We start from the raw sequence: 25,956 nt of genomic DNA on the forward strand, positions 1-25,956 counted from the left end.
ACGCACAACCGCGCAAAAATCAACGTTCGAGTCTGATGCGGCAACGCAGCACCGGCTCCGATGCGCCGAATGAGATATGTGTGCCGAGGAGCAGGCCTCCCCGGCACGCCCTGCCCTCATACGTCGAAGAACACCGTCTCGTTGTCGCCCTGCAGGTGCAGGTCGAGCCGGTAGACCGGCTTGCCGGCCTCGCGGACCGCAGTGAGCGTGGCGCGGCGGTCAGCCGGCACCAGCGCCAGCACGGGATCGGCGGCGTTGCCGGCCTCGTCGCTGAAATAGATGCGGGCGTAGAGATGCCTGAGCATGCCGCGGCCAAACACCGCAACCAGGATGTGCGGCGCCTGCGGCTTGCCAGCAGGATCGGGCACGACACCCGGCTTGATGGTCTCGAAGGAATAGTTGCCGTCCTTGTCAGTGCCGCAGCGGGCAAAGCCGCGGAAGCTCGCATTCGGCAGCGCGCGCTTGTCCTGGGGATCGGCAAAGCGGCCCTGCGCATCCGCCTGCCAGATCTCCAGCATGCAATCGGGGACGGCCACGCCGTCGCCATCGAACACCCGGCCCTCGATGCGGATGCGATCGCCGGTGACATCGGGCGTCAGCGTCGAATTGGTGAACGCGTCGTTCCAGGCGTACTCGCCGGTCGGCGTCAGGCCGTATTTGAAGAACGGACCGACCGTCTGCGATGGGGTGATCCCGTCGGGCTTCGCGGACTCTTGCACTTAATGGTTCTCCATGGGGGTGGCGTCCTTGCCGCGCAGCACGATGTCGAAGCGGTAGCACAGCGCCCATTCGGGCTGGGTATTCTCCAAGTCGAACGACGAGACCATCCGCGCTCGCGCCTTCTCGTCCGGCACCGAGTTGAAGATCGGGTCGAACGGGAACAAGGGGTCGTTCGGGAAATACATCTGCGTCACCAGGCGCGTGACGAAGGAATGGCCGAACACCGACAGATGGATGTGCGCTGGACGCCAGGCATTGTGGTGATTGCCCCAAGGGTAGGCGCCAGGCTTGATCGTCACGAAGCGATAATAGCCGGACGCATCGCTCACGGTGCGGCCCGCGCCGGTGAAATTCGGATCGAGCGGCGCCGGATGCTGATCACGGACGTGGACATAACGGCCGCAGGAATTGGCCTGCCAGATCTCGACGAGCGAGTTCGGCACGCCGCGGCCGTCCTCGTCGCGCACATGGCCATGCACGATGATGCGCTCGCCGAGCGGCTCGCCCGCGTGCTGGCGGGTGAGGTCGTTGTCGCCCTCGCGCACGGTCTCGTGGCCGTAGACCGGCCCGGTCAGCTCCGACAGCGTATGGGGCATCGGAATCAAGGGCTTGTTCGGCGCGCGCTTGATCGAGCTCTTGTAGTCGGGCGACAGCGGCAGCGGATGCGCCGCGTTGCTGCCGGTGGGATAGATGAATGTCATTGGCGAACTCCTCCCCGGCCGTTTTCGGTCCGGCCGGTCAACTCTTCCGCCAATCATTATAGGATATAACTAATTTGGGAAAGCCGGTTTGGCGGCGTTCCCGCGCATGGCAGCCGGCCGCTGCTACCTGATCGGCGCACGCGGAAGCACGGCCTCTCCGGCCTCGAGCCGGTAGGTATGGTCGAGCGAATACCAGGGCAATGAGGCGTCCTTCGCCGTCGGATGCGGCGTATCGTGGCGCACGAACTTGCCGATCAGCGCCTGTGTCACACCGAACTGCACGTCGCTGTCGATATGGGGGTCGCTGGGATCATAGACCTGCGAGATCAGCACCTTGAATCCCGGCTTGAAGATCAGGGCATGCAGATGCGCGGGACGATAGGGGTGGCGGGCCTGCGCCGCGAGCAGGCGGCCGACGACACCATCGGTCGGAATGGGATAGCCGACCATCATCACCGAGCGGAAGGAAAAGCGCCCGTCAGAATCGGTCGTGAACTTGCCGCGCAGGTTCATGTCGGCCTGCTCGGGGTCCTGGTTCTCGTAGAGGCCGACCGGCGAGGCGTGCCAGACATCGACCTCGGCACCCCCGACGGGCCGGCCGTCCTTGCCAGTGACGTGGCCGCTGACGAACAGCGTGGCCCCCGGTGTCTCCGAGCGCACGATCGATCCGCCATTCTCGACCCGGGGCGAATTCAACCGCCAGAACGGCCCGAGCAATGATTGATCGGTCTCCGTATTGCCTTGATCGCCGTTGTTGAGCAGGCACACCAGCGAGGAGACGCCGAGCGACCCCGCCATCAGCACGACTTCGTTATGCGTGTCGGTGGTCAGCTTGCCGAGCTCGGCCACAATCGCCGCGGCGTCGCGGAACTCCTTCTCGGTCAGCCTGACATCGCGGACGAAGGCGTGCAAATGCTTGACCAGGGAGAGCATGATCTCGCGCAGCCGCGGATCGGATGTCCGCTCCATTACCGCCAGGGCCGCGGCCGTGACGTCCTTCTCGCGCTCGATGATCACAGGCTATTTTCTCCCTGTCTTTCCGGAACGCGAGAGAAATGCGCGAGCCCGGGCTCTTCGCCTATCCCCGCAAAGAGCGGGGAGAGGCGAAGGAGAGAGTTCAATTCAGCTTTTCGATCGCGACCGCGACGCCCTGACCGACGCCGACGCACATCGTGGCGAGTGCGAGCTTGCCGCCGCGCTTCTCCATGCCGTGCACGGCGGTGAGCGCGAGGCGGGCGCCGCTCATGCCGAGCGGATGGCCAAGCGCGATGGCACCGCCATGCGGATTGACGAAATCGGCGTCATCGGCGACGCCGAGCTGGCGCATGCAGGCGATGCCCTGCGAAGCGAAAGCTTCGTTCAGCTCGATCAGGTCGAAATCGCTGATCTTCTTAGCCAGCCGTTCCATCAGCTTGCGGGTCGCCGGCACCGGGCCGATGCCCATGATCCGCGGCGGCACGCCGGCCGAGGCGAGCCCGAGGATGCGGGCGCGGGGCGTAAGGCCGTGCTTCCTGACCGCGGCTTCCGAGGCCAGGATCATTGCGGCGGCGCCGTCATTGACGCCGGAGGCATTGCCGGCGGTGACGGTGCCGGGATTGCGCACGATCGGCTTCAGCTTGGCGAGACCTTCCAGCGTGGTCTCGGGGCGCGGATGCTCGTCCTTGTCGATGGTGATCGGGCCGGCCTTGCCGCCGGGAATGGTGATGGGCGTGATTTCTTCCGCGAAATAGCCGGCGGCGATCGCTGCGCCTGCGCGCTGCTGCGAGCGGATGGCGAAGGCGTCCTGGTCCGCGCGCGAGACCTGGAACTCCTCGGCGACGTTCTCGCCGGTCTCCGGCATCGCATCGACGCCATACTGCGCCTTCAGCAGCGGATTGATGAAGCGCCAGCCGATCGTGGTGTCGAAGATTTCGGCCGAGCGCGAGAAGGCTTCCTGCGCCTTGCCCATCACGAAGGGCGCGCGGGTCATCGATTCGACGCCGCCGGCAATCGCGAGATCGATCTCGCCGGAACGAATGGCGCGGCCCGCGGCGCCGACCGCATCGAGGCCCGAGGCGCAGAGCCGGTTCAGAGTCTGGCCGGGAACCGAATCCGGCAGGCCCGCCAGCAGCAGCGCCATGCGCGCGACGTTGCGATTGTCCTCGCCGGCCTGGTTGGCGCAGCCGAAGAACACCTCGTCCACCTGTGCCCAATCGAGATTGGGGTGCTTGGCCATCAGCGCCTTGATCGGGGCGGCGGCGAGATCGTCGGCGCGCACCTTGGCGAGCGAGCCGCCGAAACGGCCGATCGGGGTCCGCACGGCATCGCAGATAAAGACGTCACGCATCGTTGTTCTCCCTGAATGCCGCGATCCGGCCAAATTCTTCAATGTCGGCGGAGTTTTAGGAGGGCGCCCGCGGCAGGTCAATTGACGGTTTCGCGGAGCAGACGTCATTCCGGGGCGCGCCATTTGGCGCAAACCCGGAATCCATTTGTCGGCGTGACGTGCGGCCCGATGGATTCGGGGCCTGCGCCGTTCCGGCGCATCCCGGAATGACGGCGGAAAATGTGGCAGCCGCATGCGCTACACGGACAACGTGGAAAACCTTCGCTTCCCCGGCAAAGCAAATAGGAGCAGGTGCCGAAATTTTGTAGGTTGCGCCGCCCATGACGATGCAACAGCCGATACAAGTTCCGCCCGCCGATGACACGCCCGCGCCGCAGGCCGAGGCTGCCGCGCGCGTCACGCCGATGATGGAGCAGTATCTGGAGATCAAGGCGGCGCATCAGGGCTTGCTGCTGTTCTACCGGATGGGCGACTTCTACGAGCTGTTCTTCGAGGATGCCGAGATCGCTTCAAAGACGCTCGGCATCGTCCTGACCAAGCGCGGCAAGCACCAGGGCGCGGATATCCCGATGTGCGGCGTGCCGGTCGAGCGCTCAGAGGATTATCTGCATCGTCTCATCAGCGCCGGGCATCGGGTCGCGGTCTGCGAGCAGACCGAGGATCCCGCGGCGGCGAAAGCGCGCGGCAACAAGAGCGTGGTACGCCGCGGCGTGGTGCGGCTGGTGACGCCGGGCACGCTGACCGAGGACACACTGCTGGATGCGCGCGCCAATAATTACCTGCTGGCGATCGCGCGCGCCCGCTCCTCCGCCGGCGGCGACCGCTTCGGCCTTGCCTGGATCGACATCTCGACGGCCGAATTCATGGTCACCGAGGTCTCGGGCGGCGAGCTCGCCGCGACGCTGGCGCGCATCAACCCGAACGAGGCGATCGTCACCGACGCGCTCTTTGGCGACAACGAGCTCGGCCAGACCTTGCGCGAGCTGCCGGCCGTGACGCCGCTGACTCGCGACGTCTTCGACGGCGCGACCGCCGAGAAGCGGCTCTGCGACTACTTTGCCGTCGCGACCATGGACGGGCTCGCGCAGCTGACGCGCCTGGAGGCCACCGCGGCGGCCGCCGCCGTCACCTATGTCGACCGCACCCAGGTCGGCAAGCATCCGCCGCTCTCGCCGCCCGCGCGCGAAGCCTCGGGTGCGACCATGGCGATCGATCCGGCGACGCGCGCCAATCTCGAGCTGACGCGCACGCTCGCCGGCGAACGCCGCGGCTCGCTACTCGATGCCATCGACTGCACCGTGACCTCGGCAGGCTCCCGCCTGCTGGCGCAGCGTCTGGCCGCGCCGCTGACCGATGCGCCTGCGATCGCGCGGCGGCTAGACGCGGTCAGCACCTTCGTGGCCGATTCCGCCGCGCGCGAGGACATCCGCAGCATCCTGCGCGGCGCGCCCGACATGTCGCGCGCTCTGGCCAGACTCTCGGTCGGCCGCGGCGGGCCGCGCGACCTCGCCGGCATCCGCGACGGCATCATCGCCGCCGACCAGGTGCTGACGCGGCTCTCCGAAATGGATCAGCCGCCGCAGGAGATCGCGGCGGTGATGGCAGCGCTGCAGCGGCCGTCGCGCGCGCTCGCAGCCGAGTTCGCCAGCGCGCTGGACGAGCAGCTGCCGCTGATCAAGCGCGACGGCGGCTTCGTGCGTCAGGGCTACGAGCCGGCGCTGGACGAAGCGCGAAACCTGCGCGATGCCTCGCGTCTGGTCGTGGCCTCGATGCAGGCCCGTTACGCCGATGCGACCTCCGTCAAAGGCCTCAAGATCCGGCACAACAACGTGCTCGGCTATTTCGTCGAGGTCACCGCCCAGCACGGCGACAAGCTGATGTCGCCGCCGCTGAACGCGACCTTCATCCATCGCCAGACGCTGGCGGGACAGGTGCGCTTCACCACGTCCGAGCTCGGCGAGATCGAGGCCAAGATCGCCAATGCCGGCGACCGAGCGCTCGGCCTCGAGCTCGATATCTTCGAGCGGCTCTGCGCCAAGGCGCTCGCGATCAGCGACGATCTGCGGGCCGCAGCGCAAGGCTTTGCGCTGCTCGACGTCGCGACCTCGCTGGCCAAGCTCGCTGTCGACGAGAACTATGTGCGGCCCGAGGTCGACGGCTCGCTCAGCTTTGCCATCGAGGCCGGCCGCCATCCCGTGGTCGAGCAGGCGCTCAAGCGCAACGGCGAGCCGTTCATCGCCAACGCCTGCGACCTGTCGCCTGCGCCGGCCCAGAGGTCCGGCCAGCTCTGGCTGCTCACCGGTCCCAACATGGCCGGTAAATCGACCTTCCTGCGCCAGAACGCGCTGATCGCCTTGATGGCCCAGATCGGCAGCTTCGTGCCGGCGACGCGCGCGCGGATCGGCATCGTCGACCGCCTGTTCTCGCGCGTCGGCGCCGCCGATGATCTCGCCCGCGGCCGCTCCACCTTCATGGTGGAGATGGTCGAGACCGCGGCGATCCTGAACCAGGCCGGCGAGCGCTCGCTCGTCATCCTGGATGAGATCGGCCGCGGCACCGCGACCTTCGACGGCCTCTCGATCGCCTGGGCCGCGATCGAGCATCTGCACGAGAGCAACCGCTGCCGAACCTTGTTCGCGACGCATTATCACGAGCTGACCGCGCTCGCGGCGAAACTGCCGCGGATGTTCAACGCCACGGTGCGGGTGAAGGAATGGCAGGGCAACGTCGTGTTCCTGCACGAGGTGCTGCCGGGCTCGGCCGACCGCTCCTACGGCATCCAGGTGGCGAAACTCGCCGGCCTGCCGCCGGCGGTGATCACGCGCGCCAAATCGGTGCTGTCCAAGCTGGAGGCGCAGGACCGCGGCCAGACCGCGCGAGCCCTGGTGGACGATCTGCCGCTGTTCGCTGTCCCTTCGCGCGCCGCCACTGAAGCCGCGCCGCCGAGCGAAGCGGAGCTGCTGATGGAGGCGGTGAAGGCGCTGCACCCCGACGAGATGTCGCCGCGCGAGGCGCTCGATGCTCTGTATGCGCTGAAGGCGAAACTGCCGAAGCAGTGACGGTGCCGTCGGGTGGGCGAAGCGGAGCGTGCCCACTGCTCCATGAAGCGATCGGGGAGAGATGGTGGGCACGGCGCGCAAAGAGCGCACCTTTGCCCACCCTGCAATTCCGAGCCCGGCCTAGCCCCGCGCCGCGATCGCCGCCGCTTCCGCGGCGGCGCGCTGCATGCTGGTCGACATCTCGTTGGTCACCGTGCTCTGCTCCTCGATCGCGGCGGCGGTCGAGGTCACGTACTCGCTGACATTGTTGATCGCCTGCTTGATCGAGCCGAGCGCGCTGACGACGTCGCCGGAGATGCTGTTGAGGCTGCCGATCTCCTGGCCGATCTTGTCGGTCGCCTGCTTGGCCTGGTTGGCGAGGCTCTTGACCTCGGAAGCGACCACCGCGAAGCCGCGGCCGGCCTCGCCCGCGCGCGCCGATTCGATCGTGGCGTTGAGCGCGAGCAGGTTGATCTGCCCCGTGATGTTGTTGATCATCTCGACGATGCCGCTCATCGCCTGCGCGGCCTCGGTGAGGCGCTGGGCCTGCGCGTCGGCGGCGCCGACCTGCTCGACCGCGCCCATCGCGGTCTCGCGCGACTTGGTCATGGCCTCGGAGATCTCCCGCACCGAGGCGTTGAGCTCCTCCGAGCCGGCGGCGACCGATTCCATCATGCCCCGCACGCGCTCGTTGCCCATGCGGACCAGGACCTGCTTGGTGACGTCGGTGGCGTATTTCACGACCTTGAACGGCTTGCCGTTGAGGTCGAGGATCGGATTGTAGGAGGCCTGGATGTAGACCTCCTTGCCGCCCTTGCCGATGCGCTTGTACTCCGCCGCCTGGTACTGGCCACGATTGAGCGCGGCCCAGAACTCGCGATAGCCGGCACCGTCGCGCTCGGAGGGCTCGACGAACATGCTGTGGTGGCGGCCCTTGATCTCGGCCAGCGAATAGCCGAGCGCGCCGAGAAAGTTGGCGTTGGCGGTGATGATCGTGCCGTCCATGTTGAACTCGATCACCGCCTGGGCCTTGTCGATCGCCGCGATCTGGCCGGCGAGATCGGCATTCTTCAGCTTCTCCGCGGTGACGTCGGTCGCGAACTTGACCACGCCGTACGGCTTGCCGTTTTCGTCGAGCAACGGATTGTAGGAGGCAAGGATCCAGACCTCGCGGCCGCCCTTGCCGATCCGCTTGAACTCGCCGGCTTGGTATTCGCCGCGGTTGAGCGCGGCCCAGAATTCGCGATAGGCCGGGCTGTTTCGGTCGGCCTCGGCCACGAACAGGCTGTGATGCTTGCCCTTGATCTCGTCGAGCGAATAGCCGAGCGCCTTGCAGAAATTCTCGTTGGCCGAGAGGATGGTGCCGTCGAGCTTGAACTCGATGACGGCCTGGGCGCGGCTGATGGCAGCGATCTTGGAGGCGTCCGTCATGCTGCGGATCTTCTTCTCGGTGATGTCGGTCGCAATCTTGGCGACCATCACCGTCTTGCCGTTGCCGTCGAGCACCGGATTGTAGGATGCTTCGATCCAGACCTCGCGGCCGTCTTTCGCGATCCGCTTGAACTCGCGCGCCTGATACTCGCCACGGTTCAATGCGGCCCAAAACGCCTTGTACTCGGCGCTGTCGCGCTGGTCGGCCGGCACAAACATCGAGTGATGCTTGCCCAGGATCTCCTCGAGACGGTAGCCGAGTGCGTCGAGAAAATTCTTGTTGGCCGTGATGATCGTCCCATCAAGATTGAACTCGATCATCGCCTGCGAACGGCCGATGGCATCGAGCCGCGATTGTGCATCAGTGTGGAATTTACGGCCGAACATCAGGAAATCTCCATCTCGAATTGAGCCGAAGGGGGATATGCTCGTCAGTATCGAGGAACTGATCGCGCAGCAGTGCTGACATATTCCAATCTGCGTCTCCCCCAGATCCGATTGGAAGGTCCGTCGCGATGGTCGGACAGCAACGAAGCGGGCGAGCAGCCTGATTCTTTACGGCAAAAGCTCGAACAAAGTTCTAATTTTACTGTCGGGAATTCGACGGGGGTTATCAGCATGTCAGCGCGAGGAGCCGCTGGAGCTCACACCGGAACAGTACGGCAGGACTTGAAATGATGGCGCTCATTCAACGGTTGATCCGAGCGGGCCACATCGGCTTCTCGCGACGTCGCGTCGCGCATATCCGTAGTCTCACGGCATCGGCCGCGTGCGGCGCAAGGCGCGCCGTCCTATTCTCCACAGCGTCAGATTCCATGCCACGCAGGTTGCGAGCGCGAGGCACAAGCCGGCGGCGGAGCCGAACCACACGACTGCAACGTGCAGGACCGCAATCGCCATGCCAAATCCGAGCAGGCCCCAGGCGGAGTTGGCGAGCACGGCAGCGGTCGGCGGTCCACCGATGCGCGGATGCAGGATGACCATGATGCTGGAGAACACCACGGGAAAGAGCGCAATGATGCCGCTGATGCGCGGGCCGACCCAACTCGATGTCGAAACCACGATGGCGACAAGGGTCGCAACCAGCGCAGCGCGCATCGGCACATCGTACCAGCGGCGCGTCACCAGCGGCATCTTCGCATGGCGATAGCGCGCGAGCAGTGGAATGCAGATGCCGAACGCGATCAGATTGGCGGCGAGCCCCGCGGCGAGCGACCAGTCGAACTGGCGGATGATCGAGGCCATCCCGATCCATACCGCGAAAGCGCTTCCGCAGCTCACCACGAGAGTGTGCCGCTGCGACAGCACAACGTAAGTGAGGCACATCAAGATCGTTGCCGCATTGACCGGCAGGCTCGCCAGCGCGCCCTGGGCGACGAACGCGGCGTCATGATCGATCGCAAGGAAGACGTAGGACGGCCCGGCCGAGACCGGCAGGGTCGCGATCAGCGCGCCGATCACGGGTCCCGAGCGTTCGGTGATGATCGATGCCGTCACCACGAACGCCGCCGCGATCGCCATGCGCAGGAGCAGGAAGAGGAGGAAGTGGAGGTCGAGGGACATTTTATCTGTCATTCCGGGGCGCGCGAAGCGCGAGCCCGGAATCCATAACCACAGGCCATGGTGGCTTAAGAGCTAGGAGCAACGACCGTCCGAAAATCCCGACGGCCGGGGATTATGGGTCCCGGGCTCGCGCCAAGCGGCGCGCCCCGGGACGACACCAATCGGTGGAATGACGACCTGCGTCTTACATCCTTTGCATCGACACCGAAACCTTCGGGCCGTTCTTGATGGTCTGATAGACCACGCAATACCGCTCGGTGAGTTTGAGCAGCAGATCGAGCTTGTCCTGCGGCGCTGACGTGTCGACCTCGAAGCGCAGGCGGATCTCGGCGAAGCCGACCGGGGTCTCCTTGTCGATGCCGAGCGTGCCGCGGAAATCGAGATCGCCCTCGGCGTAGACGTTGCCGGTCTTCAAGGGCACCTCGATCGCGGTCGCGACCGATTTCAGCGTGACGCCGGCACAGGCGACCAGGGCTTCGAGCAGCATGTCGCCGGAGCAAAGCTCGAGGCCGGAACCGCCTGTGCCCGGGTGCAGGCCGGCCATCGCGATAGCGCGGCCGGTCTCGACCTTGCACGCAATGCCTTCGCTATCGGTGGAGCCCTTGGCCTTCAGCGTGATCAGCGCAGCCTTGGGATCGGTCTTGTAGCGCTCCTTGATCGGGGCCTGCATCTGGCGCAGCTCTGCAGCGTCCATCTTGTTCTCTCCCGGGGATATCGACGAGCGGTATAGAGCGCGATTGGTTTTGTGTCAGCCCATGATTGGTGGAGGCAGTCATGACCAGCCGGGATCCAGGAGAAAAATCTGAGCACATTCATGACGTTACCCCAGGCGCCGATATCGGTATCGAAGCCGATTCATCTGCATGGCGAAACTCGCCGGTCGTCCCTTGCGAATGTCTCGTGACAGCGCCTGTCACCTCTTATATTTATATCCGGTAAGACATGGACAGCGTCGCGACTGAGCAGAAGCCACAGGTGGACGAGCGCTTCGATACCGCGCGGATCACCGCCGCGGTCGATGCGCTTGCCGAGAAGCACGAGGGGCGCGAGGACGCGTTCCGCACGGCGATGGCGCTATTGCTCAAGGCGGAGCTGATCGCGGCGCGCGCCGCCGCCCAGGCGATCCTTCTGAAGGACCGCCACGGCCGCCGCTGCGCCGAGCGGCTGTGCCACGTGCAGGACGAGATCATCCGCATCCTGTATTCGGCCGCGACGCGCCATCTCTACCGCTCGCCGATCCCGAGCGGCGCCGAGCGCATGGCGGTGGTGGCGACCGGCGGCTACGGCCGCGGGCTGATGGCGCCGGAATCGGACATCGATCTGCTCTTCATCCTGCCCTACAAGCAGACCGCCTGGGGCGAGCAGGTCGCCGAAGCGATCCTCTATTGCCTCTGGGACATGGGGTTGAAGGTCGGCCACGCCACGCGATCGGTCGATGAATCGATCCGGCAGGCGCGCGGCGACATGACCATCCGGACCGCGATCCTGGAGACGCGCTTCCTGACCGGCGACAAGCCGCTCTACGACGACCTGGTCGAGCGCTTCGACAAGGAAGTGGTGCAGGGCACCGCGTCCGAATTCGTCACCGCAAAGCTCGCCGAGCGCGAGGAGCGACACCGCCGCGGCGGCCAGTCGCGTTATCTGGTCGAGCCCAACGTCAAGGACGGCAAGGGGGCCTTGCGCGACCTGCACACACTGTTCTGGATCGCCAAATACGTCTACCGCGTCCGCGACACCCACGAGCTGGTCGGGCGCGGCGTGTTCGACGCGCAGGAATATCGCAGCTTCCGCCGCTGCGCCGACTTCCTCTGGTCGGTGCGCTGCAACCTGCATTTCTACTGTGGCCGCGCCGAGGAGCGCCTCTCCTTCGATCTCCAGCGCGAGATCGCGATACGTCTCGGCTACACCTCGCATCCGGGCATGCAGGACGTCGAGCGCTTCATGAAGCACTACTTCCTGGTCGCCAAGGAAGTCGGCAACCTCACCGCCATCCTCTGCGCCAAGCTCGAGGACCAGCAGGCCAAGCCCGCGCCGGTGCTGAGCCGGGTGATGGCGCGGCTGCGACCGAGCGCAGTGAAGCGGCGCGTCCCCGACAGCGACGACTTCATCGTCGACAACAACCGCATCAACGTCGCCGCGCCCGACGTGTTCAAGCACGACCCGGTCAATCTGATCCGCATCTTCCGCCTCGCGCAGAAGAACAACCTCGCCTTCCATCCGGATGCGATGCGCGACGTGACGCGCTCGCTCGGCCTGATCAACGCGGGCTTGCGCGAAAATCCCGAGGCCAACCGGCTGTTCATGGAGATCCTGACCTCCGACAATGCCGAGATCGTGCTGCGGCGGATGAACGAGACCGGCGTACTCGGCCATTTCATCCGCGCCTTCGGCAAGATCGTCTCGATGATGCAATTCAACATGTATCATCACTACACCGTCGACGAGCACCTGATCCGCTGCATCGGCTTCCTCCAGGACATCGAGCGCGGCGGCATCGAGGAGTTCGCGCTGGCGAGCGACCTGTTCCGCAAGACCCGGCCCGAGCACCGCGCGGTGATCTACATCGCAACGCTGCTGCACGACGTCGCCAAGGGCCGGCCCGAGGACCACTCCATCGCCGGCGCCAAGGTGGCGCGGCGGCTCTGCCCGCGGCTCGGCTTCAGCCCGGCCGATACCGAGCTCGTGGCCTGGCTGATCGAGGAGCACCTGACGATGTCCACAGTCGCGCAGTCGCGCGACCTCTCCGATCGCAAGACCATCGAGAATTTCGCTGCCGTGGTGCAGTCGGTGGAGCAGATGAAGCTCTTGACCATCCTGACCACCGCCGACATCCGCGGCGTCGGCCCTGGCGTGTGGAACGGCTGGAAGGCGCAGCTCTTGCGCTCGCTATACTACGAGACCGAGCCGGTGCTGACCGGCGGCTTCTCAGAGGTCGACCGCGGCAAGCGCCTCGCCGCTGCGCACGCCGAATTCCGCATGGCCTTCGCCGAATGGCCGAACGACGAGCTCGACGCCTATATCGGCCGGCACTATCCGGCCTACTGGCTCAAGGTCGAGCTGCCGCGCAAGATCCGGCACGCCCGCTTCGTCCGCTCCAGCGAGCAGGCCGGCCACAAGCTCGCGATCAATGTCGGTTTCGACGAGGTGCGCGGCGTCACCGAGCTGACGATCTTCGCCGCCGACCATCCCTGGCTGCTGTCGATCATCGCCGGCGCCTGCGCCTCGGCCGGCGCCAACATCGTCGACGCCCAGATCTACACCACGACCGACGGCCGCGCGCTCGACACCATCTCGATCTCGCGCGAATACGACCGCGACGAGGACGAGGGACGGCGCGCCACGCGCATCGGTGAGATGATCGAGGACGTGCTGGAGGGCAAGCTGCGCCTGCCCGAAGTGGTGGCGCGGCGCACCGTGCGCAGCAAGGCGAAGCCTTTCGTGATCGAACCAGAGGTGACGATCAACAACCAATGGTCCGATCGCTACACCGTGATCGAGGTCTCCGGGCTCGACCGGCCCGGCCTGCTCTACGAGCTGACCACCGCGATCTCCAAGCTCAATCTCAACATCGCCTCGGCCCATGTCGCGACCTTCGGCGAGCGCGCGCGCGACGTGTTCTACGTCACCGACCTGCTGGGCGCCCAGATCAACGCGCCGACGCGCCAGGCCGCGATCAAGAGCGCGCTGACCCATGTGATGGCCGGCGACAAGGCGGTGCAGCCGGCGGCTTGAACCAGCCTCGCAATCCCAAAAGGCTCAGCCGCAATGACTGATTACCTTCCGGTCGAATCTTACATAATCCAGCGCCTCGAACAGGGCGGATGGCGTGTGATCGAACGGCGCGCTGACCTAACAGACATTCCGATCGCCGACTTTGTTTCGCTTCGAGACGCAGAGGAATGGGTTGACTGGAAACAGGGGGATCCGCGCATTAACCCGAACAGCATCTGAGCTGCGCGTCAAATCTCCACCCCCTCGTGCCGCAGCAGCCATCTCTTCCGCTCGAGGCCACCACCATACTTCACCAGCGAACCGTCCGCTCCGATCAGGCGATGGCACGGGAGCACCACACTGATCGGATTTGAGCCGTTGGCGTGGCCGACGGCTCGTATCGCCCTGGGCATGTCGATCTTCGCGGCGAGCGCGCCGTAACTCATCGTGGTGCCGGCGGGGATCTGCGCGAGCGCGGTCCAGACTTTTTGCTGGAACGGCGTGCCGGCGATACGCCATGCGATGCTCTGGAGCTGACCGAGATCACCGTCGAAATAGCGCGAGAGTGCGGTCCGCATGTCCGACGGCGCAGGCTGATCACGCAGATCCACTGTGCCATAGTGCAGGCGCAGCAGATCGCGCATGCGGTGCTCATAGTCTTCCCAGTCGAGCGCGCGCAGCTTGCCCTCGGCATCGGTGACGAGCAGCGCAATCCCGATCGGCGTCGCCAGGTGGTCGAGACCGAAGCGTTCAGGCACCTTGGTTGATCGAGCGGACATTGCGGCACCAGCAATCGAAACACATCGATCGCACTTGCCACGGCGGCCGTGCTAACGTCCACCCGAAAGCTGATGCTTTTGGGGGAGCTCGCCTTGATCCTGATCGCCAATATCCTGGTGGCGCTGGTCGCGGCGCTGCACGTCTTCTTCCTCGTCCTGGAGATGTTTCTCTGGGACAAGCCGCTGGGCCTGAAGGTGTTTCGGAATTCGCCCGAGAAGGCCGAGATCACCAGGGTGCTGGCCGCCAATCAGGGTCTCTATAACGGCTTCCTCGCGGCCGGCCTGGTCTGGGGCCTGTTCCACGGCAACCCGGCCTTCGCATTCCAGATCAAGGTGTTCTTCCTGCTCTGCGTGATCGTGGCCGGCGCCTATGGCGCGGCGACCGTCAGCACGCGGATCCTGATCGTGCAGGCGCTGCCGGCGGCAATCGCGCTGATTGCGATGTTTCTCGCCTGAGACGCTACGGCGCGGCGCCGCGATCCTTGCGCTGCGGCGAAGCTTCCTCCACAATCTTCGGCAGCGATGGCGACCGTTGCAATCAACGGAGAAAGACCATCGACCTAAAATTCCGTCAGGAGGAACGAACCAACATGAACAATCGCAGAGCCTTCCTAGCTGCCACGGCGGCGTTCGCCGTCGCAGTCTCGACCAGCCAGGCCCTCGCCCAGAAGAAATACGACACCGGCGCAAGCGACACCGAGATCAAGATTGGCCAGACCGTGCCGTTCTCCGGCGCCTATTCGGTCTACGCCAATATCGGCAAGACCCAGGCCGCATATTTCAGGATGATCAACGATCAGGGCGGCATCAACGGCCGCAAGATCAACCTGATCCAGTATGACGACGCCTATTCGCCGCCGAAGACCGTCGAGCAGGTGCGCAAGCTGGTCGAGGGCGACGAGGTCCTGTTCACCTTTCAGCTGATCGGCACAGCCGCGAACGCCGCCGTGCAGAAGTACCTCAACGGCAAGAAGGTACCTCAGCTGCTGGCCTCGACCGGCGCCGCGCGCTTCAACGATCCGCAGAACTATCCTTGGACCATCGCTTACAATCCCAACTATGTGTCCGAGGGGCGGATCTACGCAAAATACATTCTCGCCAATCACCCCAACGCCAAGATCGGCGTGCTCTACCAGAACGACGACATGGGCCGCGACTATCTTGCCGGCCTCAAGAGCGGCCTCGGCGACAAGGCCAACATGATCGTCGGCGAGGTGTCGTATGAGGTGACCGACCCCACCGTCGACTCGCAGGTGGTGAAGCTGAAGTCGATGGGCGTCGACCTGTTCTATAACGCCTCGACGCCGAAATTCGCGGCGCAGGCGATCAAGAAGCTTGCCGATCTCGGCTGGACGCCGGTGCACATCCTCGACATCAATGCGAGCCCGATTTCGGCGACGCTGAAGCCGGCAGGCCTCGACATCTCCAAGGGCATCATCTCGACCAATTACGGCAAGGAGCCGAGCGACCCGCAGTGGAAGGACGATCCCGGCGTGAAGGCTTTCTTCGCTTTCATGGACAAGTATTTCCCGGAAGGTGACAAGCTCAACACCATCAACACCTACGCCTATTCGGTCGCCGAGCTCTTGGTGCAGGTCTTGAAGCAATGCGGCGACGATCTGACGCGTGCGAACATCATGAAGCAGGCCGCCAATATCAAGGGCTACACGCCGAGCCTGGCGCTGCCCGGCATCAAGATCAACACCGGGCCGAACGACTACCGCGTCAACAAGCAGATGCAGATGATGAAGTTCAACGGCGAGCGCTGGGAGCTGTTCGGACCGATCATCGAGGACACCGGCCCGTCGGGCTAGAACGCATCTGCCTCTGCGACGTCATGCCCGGGCTTGTCCCGCCTGCGCGGCCGGAGCCGCTTCGGCGAGGCGAAGGCCCGGGCATCCACGTTGTTGGGGCGTCAAGGAAGCCGTGGATGGCCGGGTCAAGCCCGGCCATGACGATCGAGAGAGCCTCCTACTTGGCGTTCAGGTCGGTATCTCTCCAAAGTTCTTCCCGACCGGCAGCACGGCGTGCCGGATCAGCCGCGAATCCTCCACCGCGGCCTGGCGGTGCTTCACCGCCTCACGATAGACGGGGTCGCGGATCATCTCGACGAAGGCGGCGACGGTTGGATATTCGGCGATGAAGCAATGGTCCCAGCGTTCCTCCTGCGGGCCGATCAGCATCAGCTCGAATTTGCCCTGCCAGACGATGCGCCCGCCGAGCCGTTCGAACACCGGGCCGCTTTCGCGGCCATAGGCCGCATAGGCTTCCGCGCCGCTGGCCTTGCGGCCGTCGGGATAGGCCGCCTCTTTGCGCAGGCGCACCAGGTTGAGCATGTGGATCGGGCCCGGCCGATCGTTCTCCCGGAATTGCGCGAAGATCTCCTTGGTCGGATCGATATGGCCCATGGCGCTCCCTCATCTTATTGATACGAGCGATCCTAGCCTTGCGGCCCCCGAAGCGGAACTGCGGCCGGCGAATGCCGCATCTCCTAATCGTGCGTTAACGCCGGGGTAACCCGGCCTTAAACAGCGACCGCTAGCGTCTCGGCGGGGCGGGCTGACCGGGCGTTTTGCGTATGGCGTGGGGAAAGAAAAAGGGTGCGCGGAAGGAGCCGCTGTTCGGCTTGCCCGCGGCGCTCGCCGATCTGCGGCTCACCCCGGCAGACCGCGTTCCCGGCGGCGACGACAAGCCGAAGAAATCCGCGAAACCATCCGCCAAGCGCAAGAGCGAGGATGCCGGCACCGAGCCGCCGCGCGAGCGCAAGGCGCCAGCCGGCCGCAGCGGCGCCAAGCGTCGAGCGAAGTCGCGTGGCGGGTTCGGTCTCGGCCGCCTTGTCTATTGGGGCGCGGTGCTGAGCCTGTGGGGCGTCATCGCGGTGATCGGCGTCGTGATCTATGTCGGCGCGCATCTGCCGCCGATCCAGTCGCTGGAGATCCCGAAGCGCCCGCCAACGATCCAGATCGTCGGCATCGACGGCAGCATTCTGGCCCAGCGCGGCGAGATGGCCGGCGCCAATGTCGCGCTGAAGGATCTGCCGCCGTATTTGCCCAAGGCGTTCATCGCGATCGAGGATCGCCGCTTCTATTCGCATTTCGGCATCGACCCGGTCGGCATCCTGCGCGCGCTCGTCACCAATTTGCTTCATCGCGGCGTCTCGCAGGGCGGCTCGACCTTGACGCAGCAGCTCGCGAAGAACCTGTTCCTGACCCAGGAGCGCACTATCCGGCGCAAGCTGCAGGAGGTGGAGCTCGCGATCTGGCTGGAGCGCAAGCATTCCAAGGACGAGATCCTGGAGCTTTATCTCAACCGCGTCTATTTCGGCTCCGGCGCCTACGGCGTCGAGGCGGCAGCGCAGAAATATTTCGGCAAGTCGGCGAAGGCCGTGACGGTCGCGGAAGCCGCGATGCTGGCCGGCCTCGTCAAGTCGCCATCCCGCCTTGCCCCGAACCGCAATCCGGAAGGTGCCGAAGCGCGGGCCCAGATCGTGCTCGCGGCGATGGCGGATGCGAAGTTCATCACCGACGCGCAGGCGAAGGCCTCGATCGGCCATCCCTCCTACAACGTGAAGCCGGCCGGCGCCGGCACGGTGAACTATGTCGCCGACTGGATCGGCGAGGTGCTGGACGATCTGGTCGGGCAGATCGACGAGAGCATCAAGGTCGAGACCACGATCGATCCGAAACTGCAGAGCGTGGCGGAAGCCGCCATCATCGACGAGCTCGCGGCCAAGAGCGTGAAGTTCAACGTCAGCCAGGGCGCGCTGGTCGCCATGACGCCCGACGGCGCAGTGCGCGCCATGGTGGGCGGGCGGAACTATTCCGACAGCCAGTACAACCGCGCGGTCACCGCAAAACGTCAGCCGGGCTCCTCGTTCAAGCCGTTCGTGTACCTGACCGCGCTCGAGCAGGGGCTGACGCCCGACACCATGCGCCAGGACGCGCCGATCGAGGTCAAGGGCTGGCGTCCTGAGAACTACACCCATGAATATTTCGGCGCGGTGACGCTGACCCAGGCGCTGGCGATGTCGCTCAACACCGTCGCGATCCGTCTTGGCCTCGAGGTCGGGCCGAAGAACGTGGTGCGCACCGCACACCGCCTCGGCATCTCCTCCAAGCTCGAGCCCAACGCCTCGATCGCGCTCGGCACCTCCGAAGTCTCCATGGTCGAGCTGGTCGGCGCCTATGCGCCGTTCGCCAATGGCGGCCTCGCCGTGGCGCCGCATGTCGTCACAAGGATCAGGACAGTCAGCGGCAAGCTGCTCTACATGCGCCAGGCGGAGGAGCGCAACCAGGTCATCGACCCCCGCCATGTCGGCATGATGAACGCGATGATGCGGGAGACGCTTGTTTCGGGCACTGCCAAGAAGGCGGAGATCCCGGGCTGGCCGGCGGCGGGCAAAACCGGCACCAGCCAGGATTATCGCGACGCCTGGTTTATCGGCTACACCGCGAGTCTCGTCACCGGCGTCTGGCTCGGCAACGACGACAACTCGCCGACCAAGAAGGCGACCGGCGGCGGCCTGCCGGTCGAAGTCTGGTCGCGCTTCATGAAGGCCGCGCACGAGGGCGTGCCGGTGGCGGCGTTGCCGAGCTCACCCGGCGGCTGGGGCCTGTCGAACCTCGCGCAGGCGGCCTCGCAGGTGTCGCCGCCGACGCCCGCGGCACCGCCACAACCGAACGCCGGCGGCTATCGCCCGCCGCCTCCGACGCGCGCCAATGTCCGGCCGGAAGCGGCGGCGGGGCTCGATGGCTGGCTGATGGATCGGCTGTTCGGCGGGAATCGGTAGTTGTGGGTTGGGACCCTTCGGGCCTCAAAGCACAAACTGCGAAAACAACCCCATGCACAGTAGAAGACGAGGTCCGGCGCGATGCGCGCTGGATGCTGCGAAGCGGTTGATGCGCCGGGATTAATCAGGCAAGCGGCGCAATCGTCGCGAAGTGTGGCGAGAATGGAGCGGTGATGCCTGCCCACTCTCTCCTGTCATTCCCCGCGAAGGCGGGGAATCCAGTACTCCGAGGCATCGAGATTCATAACGGCTGCTGCGGCGTACTGGATCGCCCGCCTTCGCGGGCGATGACAGCGCTGAGAGCGCGGCCTGATCTGCGAGGAACTAATCCTCGACGCCATACCGGTGCAGATCATTCCCGTACGTGTCGAGCCACTTCTTGGCGCGCTCCATCGACGGGCAGACCTTGCCGCAGACGCGCCAGAAGCGCGGCGAGTGGTTCATCTCGACGAGATGGGCGACTTCGTGCGCGGCGAGGTAGTCGAGCACGAAGGGCGGGGCGAGGATCAGCCGCCAGGAGAACGACAGCGAGCCGGCCGAGGTGCAGGAGCCCCAACGGCTGGACTGATCGCGGATCGAGAGGCGCTTGACCCTGACCCCGAGCTCGGCCGCGTAGACCTCCGCCGAGCGCTGCAGGTCGCGGCGCGCCTCGCGCTTGAGGAAATCGCTGACGCGCCGATCGACATGCTCGAGGCCGCCAGCGACGCAGAGAATGCGCTCACCGCTGTCACGCACCTCGGTCCACACCGTGCCGCGGGTGCCGGCGCGATGAACGATGCGATGCGGCGTCCCGCGCAGCGGTATCACCGTGCCCGGCTGGAACGGTGCGGCCTTCGGCAAGCGGCCGAGGCGCGCTGCGATCCACGCACCGTGACGCTGTGCGAAGTCCTTGGCCTCCGCAAGCGTGCCGCGCGGCGGCATGGTGAGGATGGCTTCGCGGTCGCTCGGATGGATTCTGAGCGTGTAACGGCGCGCGCGGCGGTGCCGGCGCAGCCGAATCGCAAAAAATTGCGATCCGTGGGTGATGACGAGGGTCTTCGGTTCGTGGGGCCTACGATAAAGGAGTGCGCGGGTGGCCATGTCTGTCAGTCCGGGGGGCAGGAGGGCGCCCGGATTCTGCCATAACCGCCGCCATGGGAAGCGCTCGGCGCAAAAACAAATCATTTGCCCAATATACAGCGGTCAGGCGTCCGGGAGACCCTACAGACTGGGGTTGGAACCGGCTTTTTTCGCCCCCGCTGGACGCATGCAACACCCCCAAGGGGTGAGGGCAGACTCACTCCTATAAAGCTACCTAAATACCGCGAATCTGGCGTGGAGTTGCGCCCGCCGGAGGCCGCGACAGGGGCCGAAATTTCGACGGGAAAGCCGAAATTCGAGGTTATTCAGCCGCAAGCGCCTGCAACGAAGCAGGATTCGCAGCCGAAACCATGAAGTCGTGAATCCGTGGCACGATCTCCGACTTGAAACGCGATCCATTGAACACGCCGTAATGTCCGACGCCCTTCTGGACGTAATGAACGCGGCGATGATCGGGAATCGCGCTGCACAATGTGTGCGTCGCCTCGGTCTGACCGAGACCGGAGATGTCGTCGTTCTCGCCTTCGACCGTCATCAACGCGACGCGCTTGACCTTGGAAGGATCGACGCGGGTTCCGCGATGGGTCATCTCGCCCTTCGGCAACGAGTGCTTCACGAACACGGTGTCGACGGTCTGCAGGTAATACTCGGCCGACAGATCCATCACCGCGAGATATTCGTCGTAGAAGTCGCGATGCTTGTCGGCGAGATCGCCGTCGCCCTTCACCAGATGGGCAAACAGCTGCTTGTGGGCATCCATGTGCCGGTCGAGATTCATGCTGATGAAGCCGTTGAGCTGCAAGAATCCTGGATAGACGTCGCGCATCATGCCCGGATGCGGGAACGGCACTTTGGTGATGACGTGGTTGCGGAACCAGTCGATGCCGCGCTCCTGGGCGAGATTGTTCACCGCTGTCGGATTGCGGCGGGTGTCGATCGGGCCGCCCATCAGCGTCATTGAGGTCGGCACGAACGGATCGCGCCGCGCTTCCATGATCGAGACCGCCGCGACGACGGGCACGGAGGGCTGGCACACCGCCATCACGTGGGTGTTGCCGCCGAGCACATGCAGCATCTCGATGACATAGTCGATGTAATCGTCGAGATCGAAGCGGCCTTCGCTCAAGGGCACCATGCGGGCATCGGCCCAGTCGGTGATGTAGACCTCATGCGCCGGCAGGAAGGCTTCGACCGTGCCGCGCAGCAGCGTCGCATAATGGCCGGACATCGGCGCCACGATCAGCACGCGCGGCTGCGGACTGCGCAGCGGACGGGCGAACTTGCGGTCGAAGTAGAGCAGCTTGCAGAATGGCTTTTCCCAGACCGAGCGGATCTCGACGGGGACGCGGATGCCGTTGACCTCGGTGTCGTTGAGACCCCATTCCGGCTTGCCGTAGCGGCGCGTGGTGCGCTCGAACAATTCGCAGGCCGCGGCGACCGACTTGCCGACCTCGGTGCGCGACCAGGGATTGAGGGGGTTCTGAAACAGCAGCTTGGTCGCGTCGGTGACCGCACGCGCCGGATTCAGAGAGGCGTGCGCCATCTCGTACATCCAGTACATCGGCGTCGTCAGGACCGGACTGCCTTCTGCCGCCAGGGGCGGTGCGCCGCCGAACTCACCAATAGGCATCGTCATATTCCTCTTCGCATCGCAGCATACTGCCGAATGCGTAATATTGCGTCAATGCATGGTTCCGTACATCTACGTGCCGAAAACCGCCAAATCAGCGTGAATCCACGGGAAAGTGACTTTATTCACCGCCCGACAGCAGCGAGCCGTGCCGCTTTGCGCTGCGCAAAAGGGCAAGGAATGCCCCAAAAGATGCAACCAAAAGGACGGCGTTGATGAGCAACGCCTCGATCATCAGATCGCTCCTAAAGGTCTGCTCGATCAGCAGCGCGCGCATTCCCTCGAAGGCATAGGTCGGCGGCAACGCCCAGGCGACGTATTGCAGCCAGACCGGCAACACGCTGACGGGATAGTAGACGCAGGCGAGCGGCAGGATTGCGAACATCAAGGTCCAGACGATGCTCTCGGCGCCGAGGCCGTTACGCACCACGAGGCCCGAGACGAAGATGCCGACCGACCAGCTCGTGAAGATCAGATTGCAGAAGAACGCGATCAGCGGCAGGCCGAGGGCATAGATGTTGAAGTGAAACAGGAACAGCGCGAGCAGGGTCATCGGAATGATGCCGATCGCAAGCCGGATCAGGCTCATGACCATGAGCGCCAACAGAAACTCGATCGGCCTCAAGGGGCTCATCATGAGATTGCCGAGGTTGCGCGCCCACATCTCCTCCAGGAACGAGATGGAGAAGCCGAGCTGGCCGCGGAACAGGATGTCCCAGAGGATGACGGCGCCGATCAGCGTGCCGCCGGCGCGCGCGAAGAAATTGGCGTTCTCGGCGATGTAATACTGGAGAAAGCCCCAGGTGATGACCTGCAGCGCCGGCCAATAGAGCAGCTCGAGCAGCCGCGGCCAGGACGACAGCAGCAGATACCAATAGCGCAGGATCATCGCGCCGATGCGGTGGAGCGAGATGCCGCGGTGGAGGGAGAGCTCGGTCATGGCCGTACCCTGTGGCCGGGATGGAAAGTGTCATCCCGGGGCGCGACGTAGTCGCGAACCCGGGATCCATAATCACAGGATTGAATTTGGCGAAGACTCGGATTTACCAGTCTCGCCTCACAGCTGCCGCCTGTGGTTATGGATTCCGGGCTCGCGCTCCGCGCGCCCCGGAATGACGTCGCTCCATTGAAGTTACGATTACAGCTCTCCCTCACCTCACCGCCTCCTTCGCCCCGTTTGCCCGGCCGCGGGCGACGTCGAGAAACACCTCCTCCAGCGTGGTGCGGTTGTAGCGGGCCATGATCGCCTCGGGCGTGTCGTCGTCCTCGATGCGGCCGCGCTTCATGATGATGACGCGGTCGCAGAGCCGCTCGACCTCGAGCATGTTGTGCGAGGCGAGGAGAATGGTGGCGTTGTTGTCCCGGCGATACCGCTCCAGATGCGCCCGCACCCAATCGGCGGTATCGGGGTCGAGCGAGGCGGTCGGCTCGTCCAGCAAGAGCAGCTCCGGCTGGTTGATCAGCGCCTTTGCCAGCGCAACGCGGGTCTTCTGCCCAGCGGAGAGCTTGCCGTTGGCGCGGTCGATGAAATCGCCGAGGTCGAGATCGGCGGCGAGCCTGGCAATGCGCTCAGTGAGGTTCTTCACCGCATAGAGCTTGCCGAACACGGTGAGGTTCTGCCGCACCGTGAGCCGCATCGGCATGTCGACATAGGGGCTTTCGAAATTCATCCGCCCCAGCACGGACGCACTCTCGTCCGGCATCTCGTGACCGAGCACCTGCACGCGGCCGGAGGTCGGCAGCACCAAGCCCATGATCATCGCGATGGTCGTGGTCTTGCCGGCGCCGTTGCCGCCGAGCAGCCCGGTGATGCTGCCGCGCGGCAGCGAGAAGGAGATGTCGTCGACGGCGCGGGTCTGCTTGTAGACCTTGACGAGGTGATCGACGGCAATTGCCGCGGACGAATCTCGATCCGCGACAGTCGGCCGACTTGAAGCCTTGCCATTCTCGGTCATGCTGGCCGTTCTTCTGCTATTGCATCGGCGAGCGCAAGGCTCGATGTAAGGGCTCCTCACCGGGCGGTTCCGTCAGCCCGGCGTCCGTGACCTTGGAAGGCGCCGCCACATTGGCCGATATGACCAAAATTGCCGATTCCGACTTCCATCACGCGCAGCGGCATATCCGGCTGGACACGATCCTGCGGCTGCGCTGGCTGGCGGTGCTGGGGCAACTCGCCGCGATCTTCATCGTGGCCCAGGGGCTGGAGTTCAACGTCGAGATCATTCCCTGCGTCAGCATCATCGCGCTCTCGGCGGCGCTCAACCTCGCACTCCAGACCGCAGCCAATCCGATGCAGCGGCTGGAGCCGATGCAGGCGGCCGGCCTGCTCGCGCTGAACATCGTCGAGCTGGCCGGCCTGTTGTTCTTCACCGGCGGACTGCAGAACCCGTTCTCGTTCCTGTTCCTCGCGCCCGTGCTGATCTCGGCCACGGCGCTGCCGGCCCGTTTCACCTTCGGCCTCGGCCTGCTCGCGGTGGCCTGCGCGTCGATCCTGTTCTTCTTCCATTTTCCGCTGCCGTGGGATTCCGAGGATCCCCTGGTGCTGCCGCCGGTCTATCTCGTCGGGGTCTGGCTTTCGATTGCGCTCGCGATCGGCGTCACCAGCCTCTACTCGTTCCAGGTGACCGAGGAGGCGCGCAAGCTTGCGGACGCGCTGGCCGCAACCGAACTGGTGCTGACGCGCGAGCAGCACCTGACCCAGCTCGACGGTCTTGCCGCCGCGGCCGCACACGAGCTCGGCACGCCGCTCGCGACGATCTTCCTGATCTCGCGCGAGCTGGAAAAGACGGTGAAGGAGCCAAGCATCGCCGCCGACCTGAAGACCTTGCGCGAGCAGACCCAGCGCTGCCGCGACATCCTCAGCAAGATCACCCAGCTTTCCCCCACCGGCGCGCCGTTCGATCACATGAAGCTGTCGGAGCTGATCGAGGAGGTGGTGGCGCCGCATCGCGATTTCGGCGTCGAGATCAAGGTGCGGATCGCGGTGGCCGCGGCGGCGGAGCCGGTCGGCTCGCGCAATCCCGCGATCCTCTACGGCATCGGCAACATCGTCGAGAACGCGGTCGATTTCGCCCGCACCACCGTCGAGGTGAACGCCTGGTGGAACCAGGATCATATCGAGCTCGTGATCTCCGACGACGGACCGGGCATTCCACCCGATATCCTCAACCGGATCGGCGAGCCCTATCTGTCGCGGCGACGCCCCCAGGATGATGGTGGCGGCGAACGGCGCGGCCTCGGCCTCGGCGTCTTCATCGCGCGCACCTTGCTGGAGCGCACCGGCGCGAAGGTTTCGTTTACCAACCGAATCTTTCCGGACCATGGTGCGGTGGTTCAGATCACATGGCCGAGACAGCGTTTTGAGGCTATCGAGACGCTCGAAGAAACAATAGGATAGCCGCGACCTTGCGTCGCACAACGGGGCGGGTCGACCATTTGCCGCCTTGGCACCGCGCGATTGCGACGCCATATGTCGATGCGCTGGAGAGAGGAAACAACCTTGAACGCCATTGCCGACCTGAACGAACAGACCGACCGCTCGCTGCTCATCGTTGAAGACGACAAGCCGTTTCTGGAGCGTTTGTCACGGGCCATGGAGAGCCGCGGCTTTTCGGTGACATCATGCGACACGGTCTCGGACGGGCTTGCGCAGATCGGCAAATCGGCGCCGGCGTTCGCGGTGGTGGATCTGCGGCTCGGCGACGGCAACGGCCTCGACGTGGTCTCGGCGCTCAAGAAGAAGCGGCCGGATGCGCGCGCGATCGTGCTGACCGGCTACGGCAACATCGCCACTGCGGTGACCGCGGTGAAGATGGGCGCGATCGATTATCTCTCCAAGCCCGCGGATGCCGACGACGTCGTCGCCGCACTGCTGTCGACCAACACGGACAAATCCGAGCTGCCGGCCAACCCGATGTCGGCCGACCGCGTCCGCTGGGAGCACATCCAACGCATCTACGAGATGTGCAACCGCAACGTCTCGGAAACGGCGCGCCGGCTCAACATGCACCGGCGTACCTTGCAGCGGATCCTGGCGAAGCGCGCGCCGAGGTAGCGGTCTCGTAGCAACCATTAAGTTGCGGCGGTATTTTCACGCCAGGGCGTACCTCGGGCAACAACGGTGTTGGCGTAGATAAGGAGCTTCCTGGCGCAAGCGATCAGGGCGACGCTGTGCGCTTTTCCTGCGGC

At 64.9% G+C, this 25,956-nt stretch carries 21 protein-coding genes; 8 read left to right on the forward strand and 13 right to left on the reverse strand.

Features of this window, described 5'->3' with window-relative positions; all coding sequences use genetic code 11:
* Nucleotides 1–116: 116 nt before the first annotated feature.
* The 4 genes from pcaG to pcaF form a co-directional block, all read right to left on the reverse strand.
* Nucleotides 117–719 (reverse strand): protocatechuate 3,4-dioxygenase subunit alpha, encoded by a 603-nt coding sequence (gene pcaG / locus I6F28_RS23455; protein WP_225141294.1) that lies wholly within the window; start codon nt 717–719, stop codon nt 117–119.
* Complete coding sequence (pcaH, locus tag I6F28_RS23460) at nt 720–1,421, reverse strand: protocatechuate 3,4-dioxygenase subunit beta (RefSeq protein ID WP_109142086.1); 702 nt, start codon at nt 1,419–1,421, stop codon at nt 720–722.
* 123 nt (nt 1,422–1,544) lie between these two features.
* Entirely contained in the window at nt 1,545–2,438 is an 894-nt protein-coding gene (locus I6F28_RS23465; RefSeq protein ID WP_225141296.1) for a dioxygenase family protein, read from the reverse strand.
* A gap of 100 nt (nt 2,439–2,538) precedes the next feature.
* Nucleotides 2,539–3,747 carry a 3-oxoadipyl-CoA thiolase gene (gene pcaF / locus I6F28_RS23470; RefSeq protein ID WP_036002283.1) on the reverse strand — a complete coding sequence of 403 codons (1,209 nt, stop codon included), beginning with the start codon at nt 3,745–3,747 and terminating at the stop codon, nt 2,539–2,541.
* Between the two features lie 320 nt (nt 3,748–4,067).
* Between pcaF and mutS the strand changes: the two genes are divergently transcribed.
* The gene (mutS, locus tag I6F28_RS23475) at nt 4,068–6,806 is read left to right on the forward strand and encodes a DNA mismatch repair protein MutS (protein WP_225141298.1); all 2,739 of its coding nucleotides are present in this window, start codon (nt 4,068–4,070) and stop codon (nt 6,804–6,806) included.
* Between the two features lie 120 nt (nt 6,807–6,926).
* On the opposite strand, the gene I6F28_RS23480 is transcribed toward mutS, so the two are convergent.
* The 3 genes from I6F28_RS23480 to I6F28_RS23490 form a co-directional block, all read right to left on the reverse strand.
* Nucleotides 6,927–8,603 carry a methyl-accepting chemotaxis protein gene (locus I6F28_RS23480; RefSeq protein WP_225130567.1) on the reverse strand — a complete coding sequence of 559 codons (1,677 nt, stop codon included), beginning with the start codon at nt 8,601–8,603 and terminating at the stop codon, nt 6,927–6,929.
* Between the two features lie 366 nt (nt 8,604–8,969).
* Nucleotides 8,970–9,779: a hypothetical protein gene (locus I6F28_RS23485; protein WP_036002311.1), complete on the reverse strand. Its 810-nt coding sequence runs from the start codon at nt 9,777–9,779 to the stop codon at nt 8,970–8,972.
* Nucleotides 9,780–9,963: 184 nt separating this feature from the next.
* Nucleotides 9,964–10,473, reverse strand: a complete 510-nt coding sequence (locus I6F28_RS23490) for an OsmC family protein (RefSeq protein WP_036002314.1) — start codon at nt 10,471–10,473, stop codon at nt 9,964–9,966.
* Between the two features lie 248 nt (nt 10,474–10,721).
* On the opposite strand from I6F28_RS23490, the gene I6F28_RS23495 reads away from it, so the two are divergent.
* Together I6F28_RS23495 and I6F28_RS23500 are read left to right on the forward strand one after the other, a co-directional pair.
* Nucleotides 10,722–13,511 (forward strand): [protein-PII] uridylyltransferase, encoded by a 2,790-nt coding sequence (locus tag I6F28_RS23495; RefSeq protein ID WP_225141300.1) that lies wholly within the window; start codon nt 10,722–10,724, stop codon nt 13,509–13,511.
* A 33-nt stretch (nt 13,512–13,544) separates the two neighbouring features.
* Nucleotides 13,545–13,730, forward strand: a complete 186-nt coding sequence (locus I6F28_RS23500; RefSeq protein ID WP_036023964.1) for a hypothetical protein — start codon at nt 13,545–13,547, stop codon at nt 13,728–13,730.
* An 8-nt stretch (nt 13,731–13,738) separates the two neighbouring features.
* On the opposite strand, the gene I6F28_RS23505 is transcribed toward I6F28_RS23500, so the two are convergent.
* Nucleotides 13,739–14,269, reverse strand: a complete 531-nt coding sequence (locus tag I6F28_RS23505) for a methylated-DNA--[protein]-cysteine S-methyltransferase (protein WP_036023966.1) — start codon at nt 14,267–14,269, stop codon at nt 13,739–13,741.
* A gap of 72 nt (nt 14,270–14,341) precedes the next feature.
* Between I6F28_RS23505 and I6F28_RS23510 the strand changes: the two genes are divergently transcribed.
* Nucleotides 14,342–14,725 (forward strand): DUF1304 domain-containing protein, encoded by a 384-nt coding sequence (locus tag I6F28_RS23510; protein ID WP_081492917.1) that lies wholly within the window; start codon nt 14,342–14,344, stop codon nt 14,723–14,725.
* Nucleotides 14,726–14,859: 134 nt separating this feature from the next.
* The gene (locus I6F28_RS23515; RefSeq protein ID WP_036002328.1) at nt 14,860–16,083 is read left to right on the forward strand and encodes an ABC transporter substrate-binding protein; all 1,224 of its coding nucleotides are present in this window, start codon (nt 14,860–14,862) and stop codon (nt 16,081–16,083) included.
* A 168-nt stretch (nt 16,084–16,251) separates the two neighbouring features.
* On the opposite strand, the gene I6F28_RS23520 is transcribed toward I6F28_RS23515, so the two are convergent.
* Nucleotides 16,252–16,677, reverse strand: coding sequence for a DUF1330 domain-containing protein (locus I6F28_RS23520; protein WP_036002330.1), 426 nt, complete (start codon nt 16,675–16,677; stop codon nt 16,252–16,254).
* Between the two features lie 170 nt (nt 16,678–16,847).
* Here I6F28_RS23520 and I6F28_RS23525 point away from each other — a divergent pair, with 170 nt between their 5' ends.
* Nucleotides 16,848–19,058, forward strand: coding sequence for a transglycosylase domain-containing protein (locus I6F28_RS23525; RefSeq protein ID WP_036023971.1), 2,211 nt, complete (start codon nt 16,848–16,850; stop codon nt 19,056–19,058).
* 324 nt (nt 19,059–19,382) lie between these two features.
* Here the strand turns inward: I6F28_RS23525 and I6F28_RS23530 are convergent, their stop codons facing one another.
* The 4 genes from I6F28_RS23530 to I6F28_RS23545 all read right to left on the reverse strand — a co-directional run bounded on the left by I6F28_RS23530 (nt 19,383) and on the right by I6F28_RS23545 (nt 23,723).
* On the reverse strand, nt 19,383–20,222 hold the full coding sequence (locus tag I6F28_RS23530; protein ID WP_036023974.1) for a M48 family metallopeptidase: 840 nt from the start codon (nt 20,220–20,222) through the stop codon (nt 19,383–19,385).
* A 217-nt stretch (nt 20,223–20,439) separates the two neighbouring features.
* Nucleotides 20,440–21,768 carry a polyhydroxyalkanoate depolymerase gene (locus I6F28_RS23535; protein ID WP_025033269.1) on the reverse strand — a complete coding sequence of 443 codons (1,329 nt, stop codon included), beginning with the start codon at nt 21,766–21,768 and terminating at the stop codon, nt 20,440–20,442.
* A 121-nt stretch (nt 21,769–21,889) separates the two neighbouring features.
* Nucleotides 21,890–22,708, reverse strand: a complete 819-nt coding sequence (locus I6F28_RS23540; RefSeq protein WP_225141303.1) for an ABC transporter permease — start codon at nt 22,706–22,708, stop codon at nt 21,890–21,892.
* A gap of 211 nt (nt 22,709–22,919) precedes the next feature.
* Complete coding sequence (locus I6F28_RS23545; protein ID WP_036023980.1) at nt 22,920–23,723, reverse strand: ABC transporter ATP-binding protein; 804 nt, start codon at nt 23,721–23,723, stop codon at nt 22,920–22,922.
* 119 nt (nt 23,724–23,842) lie between these two features.
* Here I6F28_RS23545 and I6F28_RS23550 point away from each other — a divergent pair, with 119 nt between their 5' ends.
* Nucleotides 23,843–25,165, forward strand: coding sequence for an ActS/PrrB/RegB family redox-sensitive histidine kinase (locus I6F28_RS23550; RefSeq protein ID WP_225141305.1), 1,323 nt, complete (start codon nt 23,843–23,845; stop codon nt 25,163–25,165).
* Nucleotides 25,166–25,267: 102 nt separating this feature from the next.
* Nucleotides 25,268–25,822, forward strand: coding sequence for an ActR/PrrA/RegA family redox response regulator transcription factor (locus I6F28_RS23555; protein ID WP_036002403.1), 555 nt, complete (start codon nt 25,268–25,270; stop codon nt 25,820–25,822).
* Nucleotides 25,823–25,956 lie beyond the last annotated feature (134 nt).

The sequence above is a fragment of the Bradyrhizobium sp. NBAIM14 genome (assembly GCF_020193895.1).
GTDB classification, from domain to species: Bacteria; Pseudomonadota; Alphaproteobacteria; order Rhizobiales; family Xanthobacteraceae; genus Bradyrhizobium; species Bradyrhizobium yuanmingense.

Coding starts and splice junctions, on each gene's coding strand:
- pcaH (WP_109142086.1), bottom strand. CDS start 1,421: ATGACATTCATCTATCCCACCGGCAGCAACGCGGCGCATCCGCTGCCG.
- pcaF (WP_036002283.1), bottom strand. CDS start 3,747: ATGCGTGACGTCTTTATCTGCGATGCCGTGCGGACCCCGATCGGCCGT.
- mutS (WP_225141298.1), top strand. CDS start 4,068: ATGACGATGCAACAGCCGATACAAGTTCCGCCCGCCGATGACACGCCC.
- I6F28_RS23480 (WP_225130567.1), bottom strand. CDS start 8,603: ATGTTCGGCCGTAAATTCCACACTGATGCACAATCGCGGCTCGATGCC.
- I6F28_RS23485 (WP_036002311.1), bottom strand. CDS start 9,779: ATGTCCCTCGACCTCCACTTCCTCCTCTTCCTGCTCCTGCGCATGGCG.
- I6F28_RS23490 (WP_036002314.1), bottom strand. CDS start 10,473: ATGGACGCTGCAGAGCTGCGCCAGATGCAGGCCCCGATCAAGGAGCGC.
- I6F28_RS23495 (WP_225141300.1), top strand. CDS start 10,722: ATGGACAGCGTCGCGACTGAGCAGAAGCCACAGGTGGACGAGCGCTTC.
- I6F28_RS23500 (WP_036023964.1), top strand. CDS start 13,545: ATGACTGATTACCTTCCGGTCGAATCTTACATAATCCAGCGCCTCGAA.
- I6F28_RS23505 (WP_036023966.1), bottom strand. CDS start 14,269: ATGTCCGCTCGATCAACCAAGGTGCCTGAACGCTTCGGTCTCGACCAC.
- I6F28_RS23510 (WP_081492917.1), top strand. CDS start 14,342: ATGCTTTTGGGGGAGCTCGCCTTGATCCTGATCGCCAATATCCTGGTG.
- I6F28_RS23515 (WP_036002328.1), top strand. CDS start 14,860: ATGAACAATCGCAGAGCCTTCCTAGCTGCCACGGCGGCGTTCGCCGTC.
- I6F28_RS23520 (WP_036002330.1), bottom strand. CDS start 16,677: ATGGGCCATATCGATCCGACCAAGGAGATCTTCGCGCAATTCCGGGAG.
- I6F28_RS23525 (WP_036023971.1), top strand. CDS start 16,848: ATGGCGTGGGGAAAGAAAAAGGGTGCGCGGAAGGAGCCGCTGTTCGGC.
- I6F28_RS23530 (WP_036023974.1), bottom strand. CDS start 20,222: ATGATTTGTTTTTGCGCCGAGCGCTTCCCATGGCGGCGGTTATGGCAG.
- I6F28_RS23535 (WP_025033269.1), bottom strand. CDS start 21,768: ATGCCTATTGGTGAGTTCGGCGGCGCACCGCCCCTGGCGGCAGAAGGC.
- I6F28_RS23540 (WP_225141303.1), bottom strand. CDS start 22,708: ATGACCGAGCTCTCCCTCCACCGCGGCATCTCGCTCCACCGCATCGGC.
- I6F28_RS23545 (WP_036023980.1), bottom strand. CDS start 23,723: ATGACCGAGAATGGCAAGGCTTCAAGTCGGCCGACTGTCGCGGATCGA.
- I6F28_RS23550 (WP_225141305.1), top strand. CDS start 23,843: ATGACCAAAATTGCCGATTCCGACTTCCATCACGCGCAGCGGCATATC.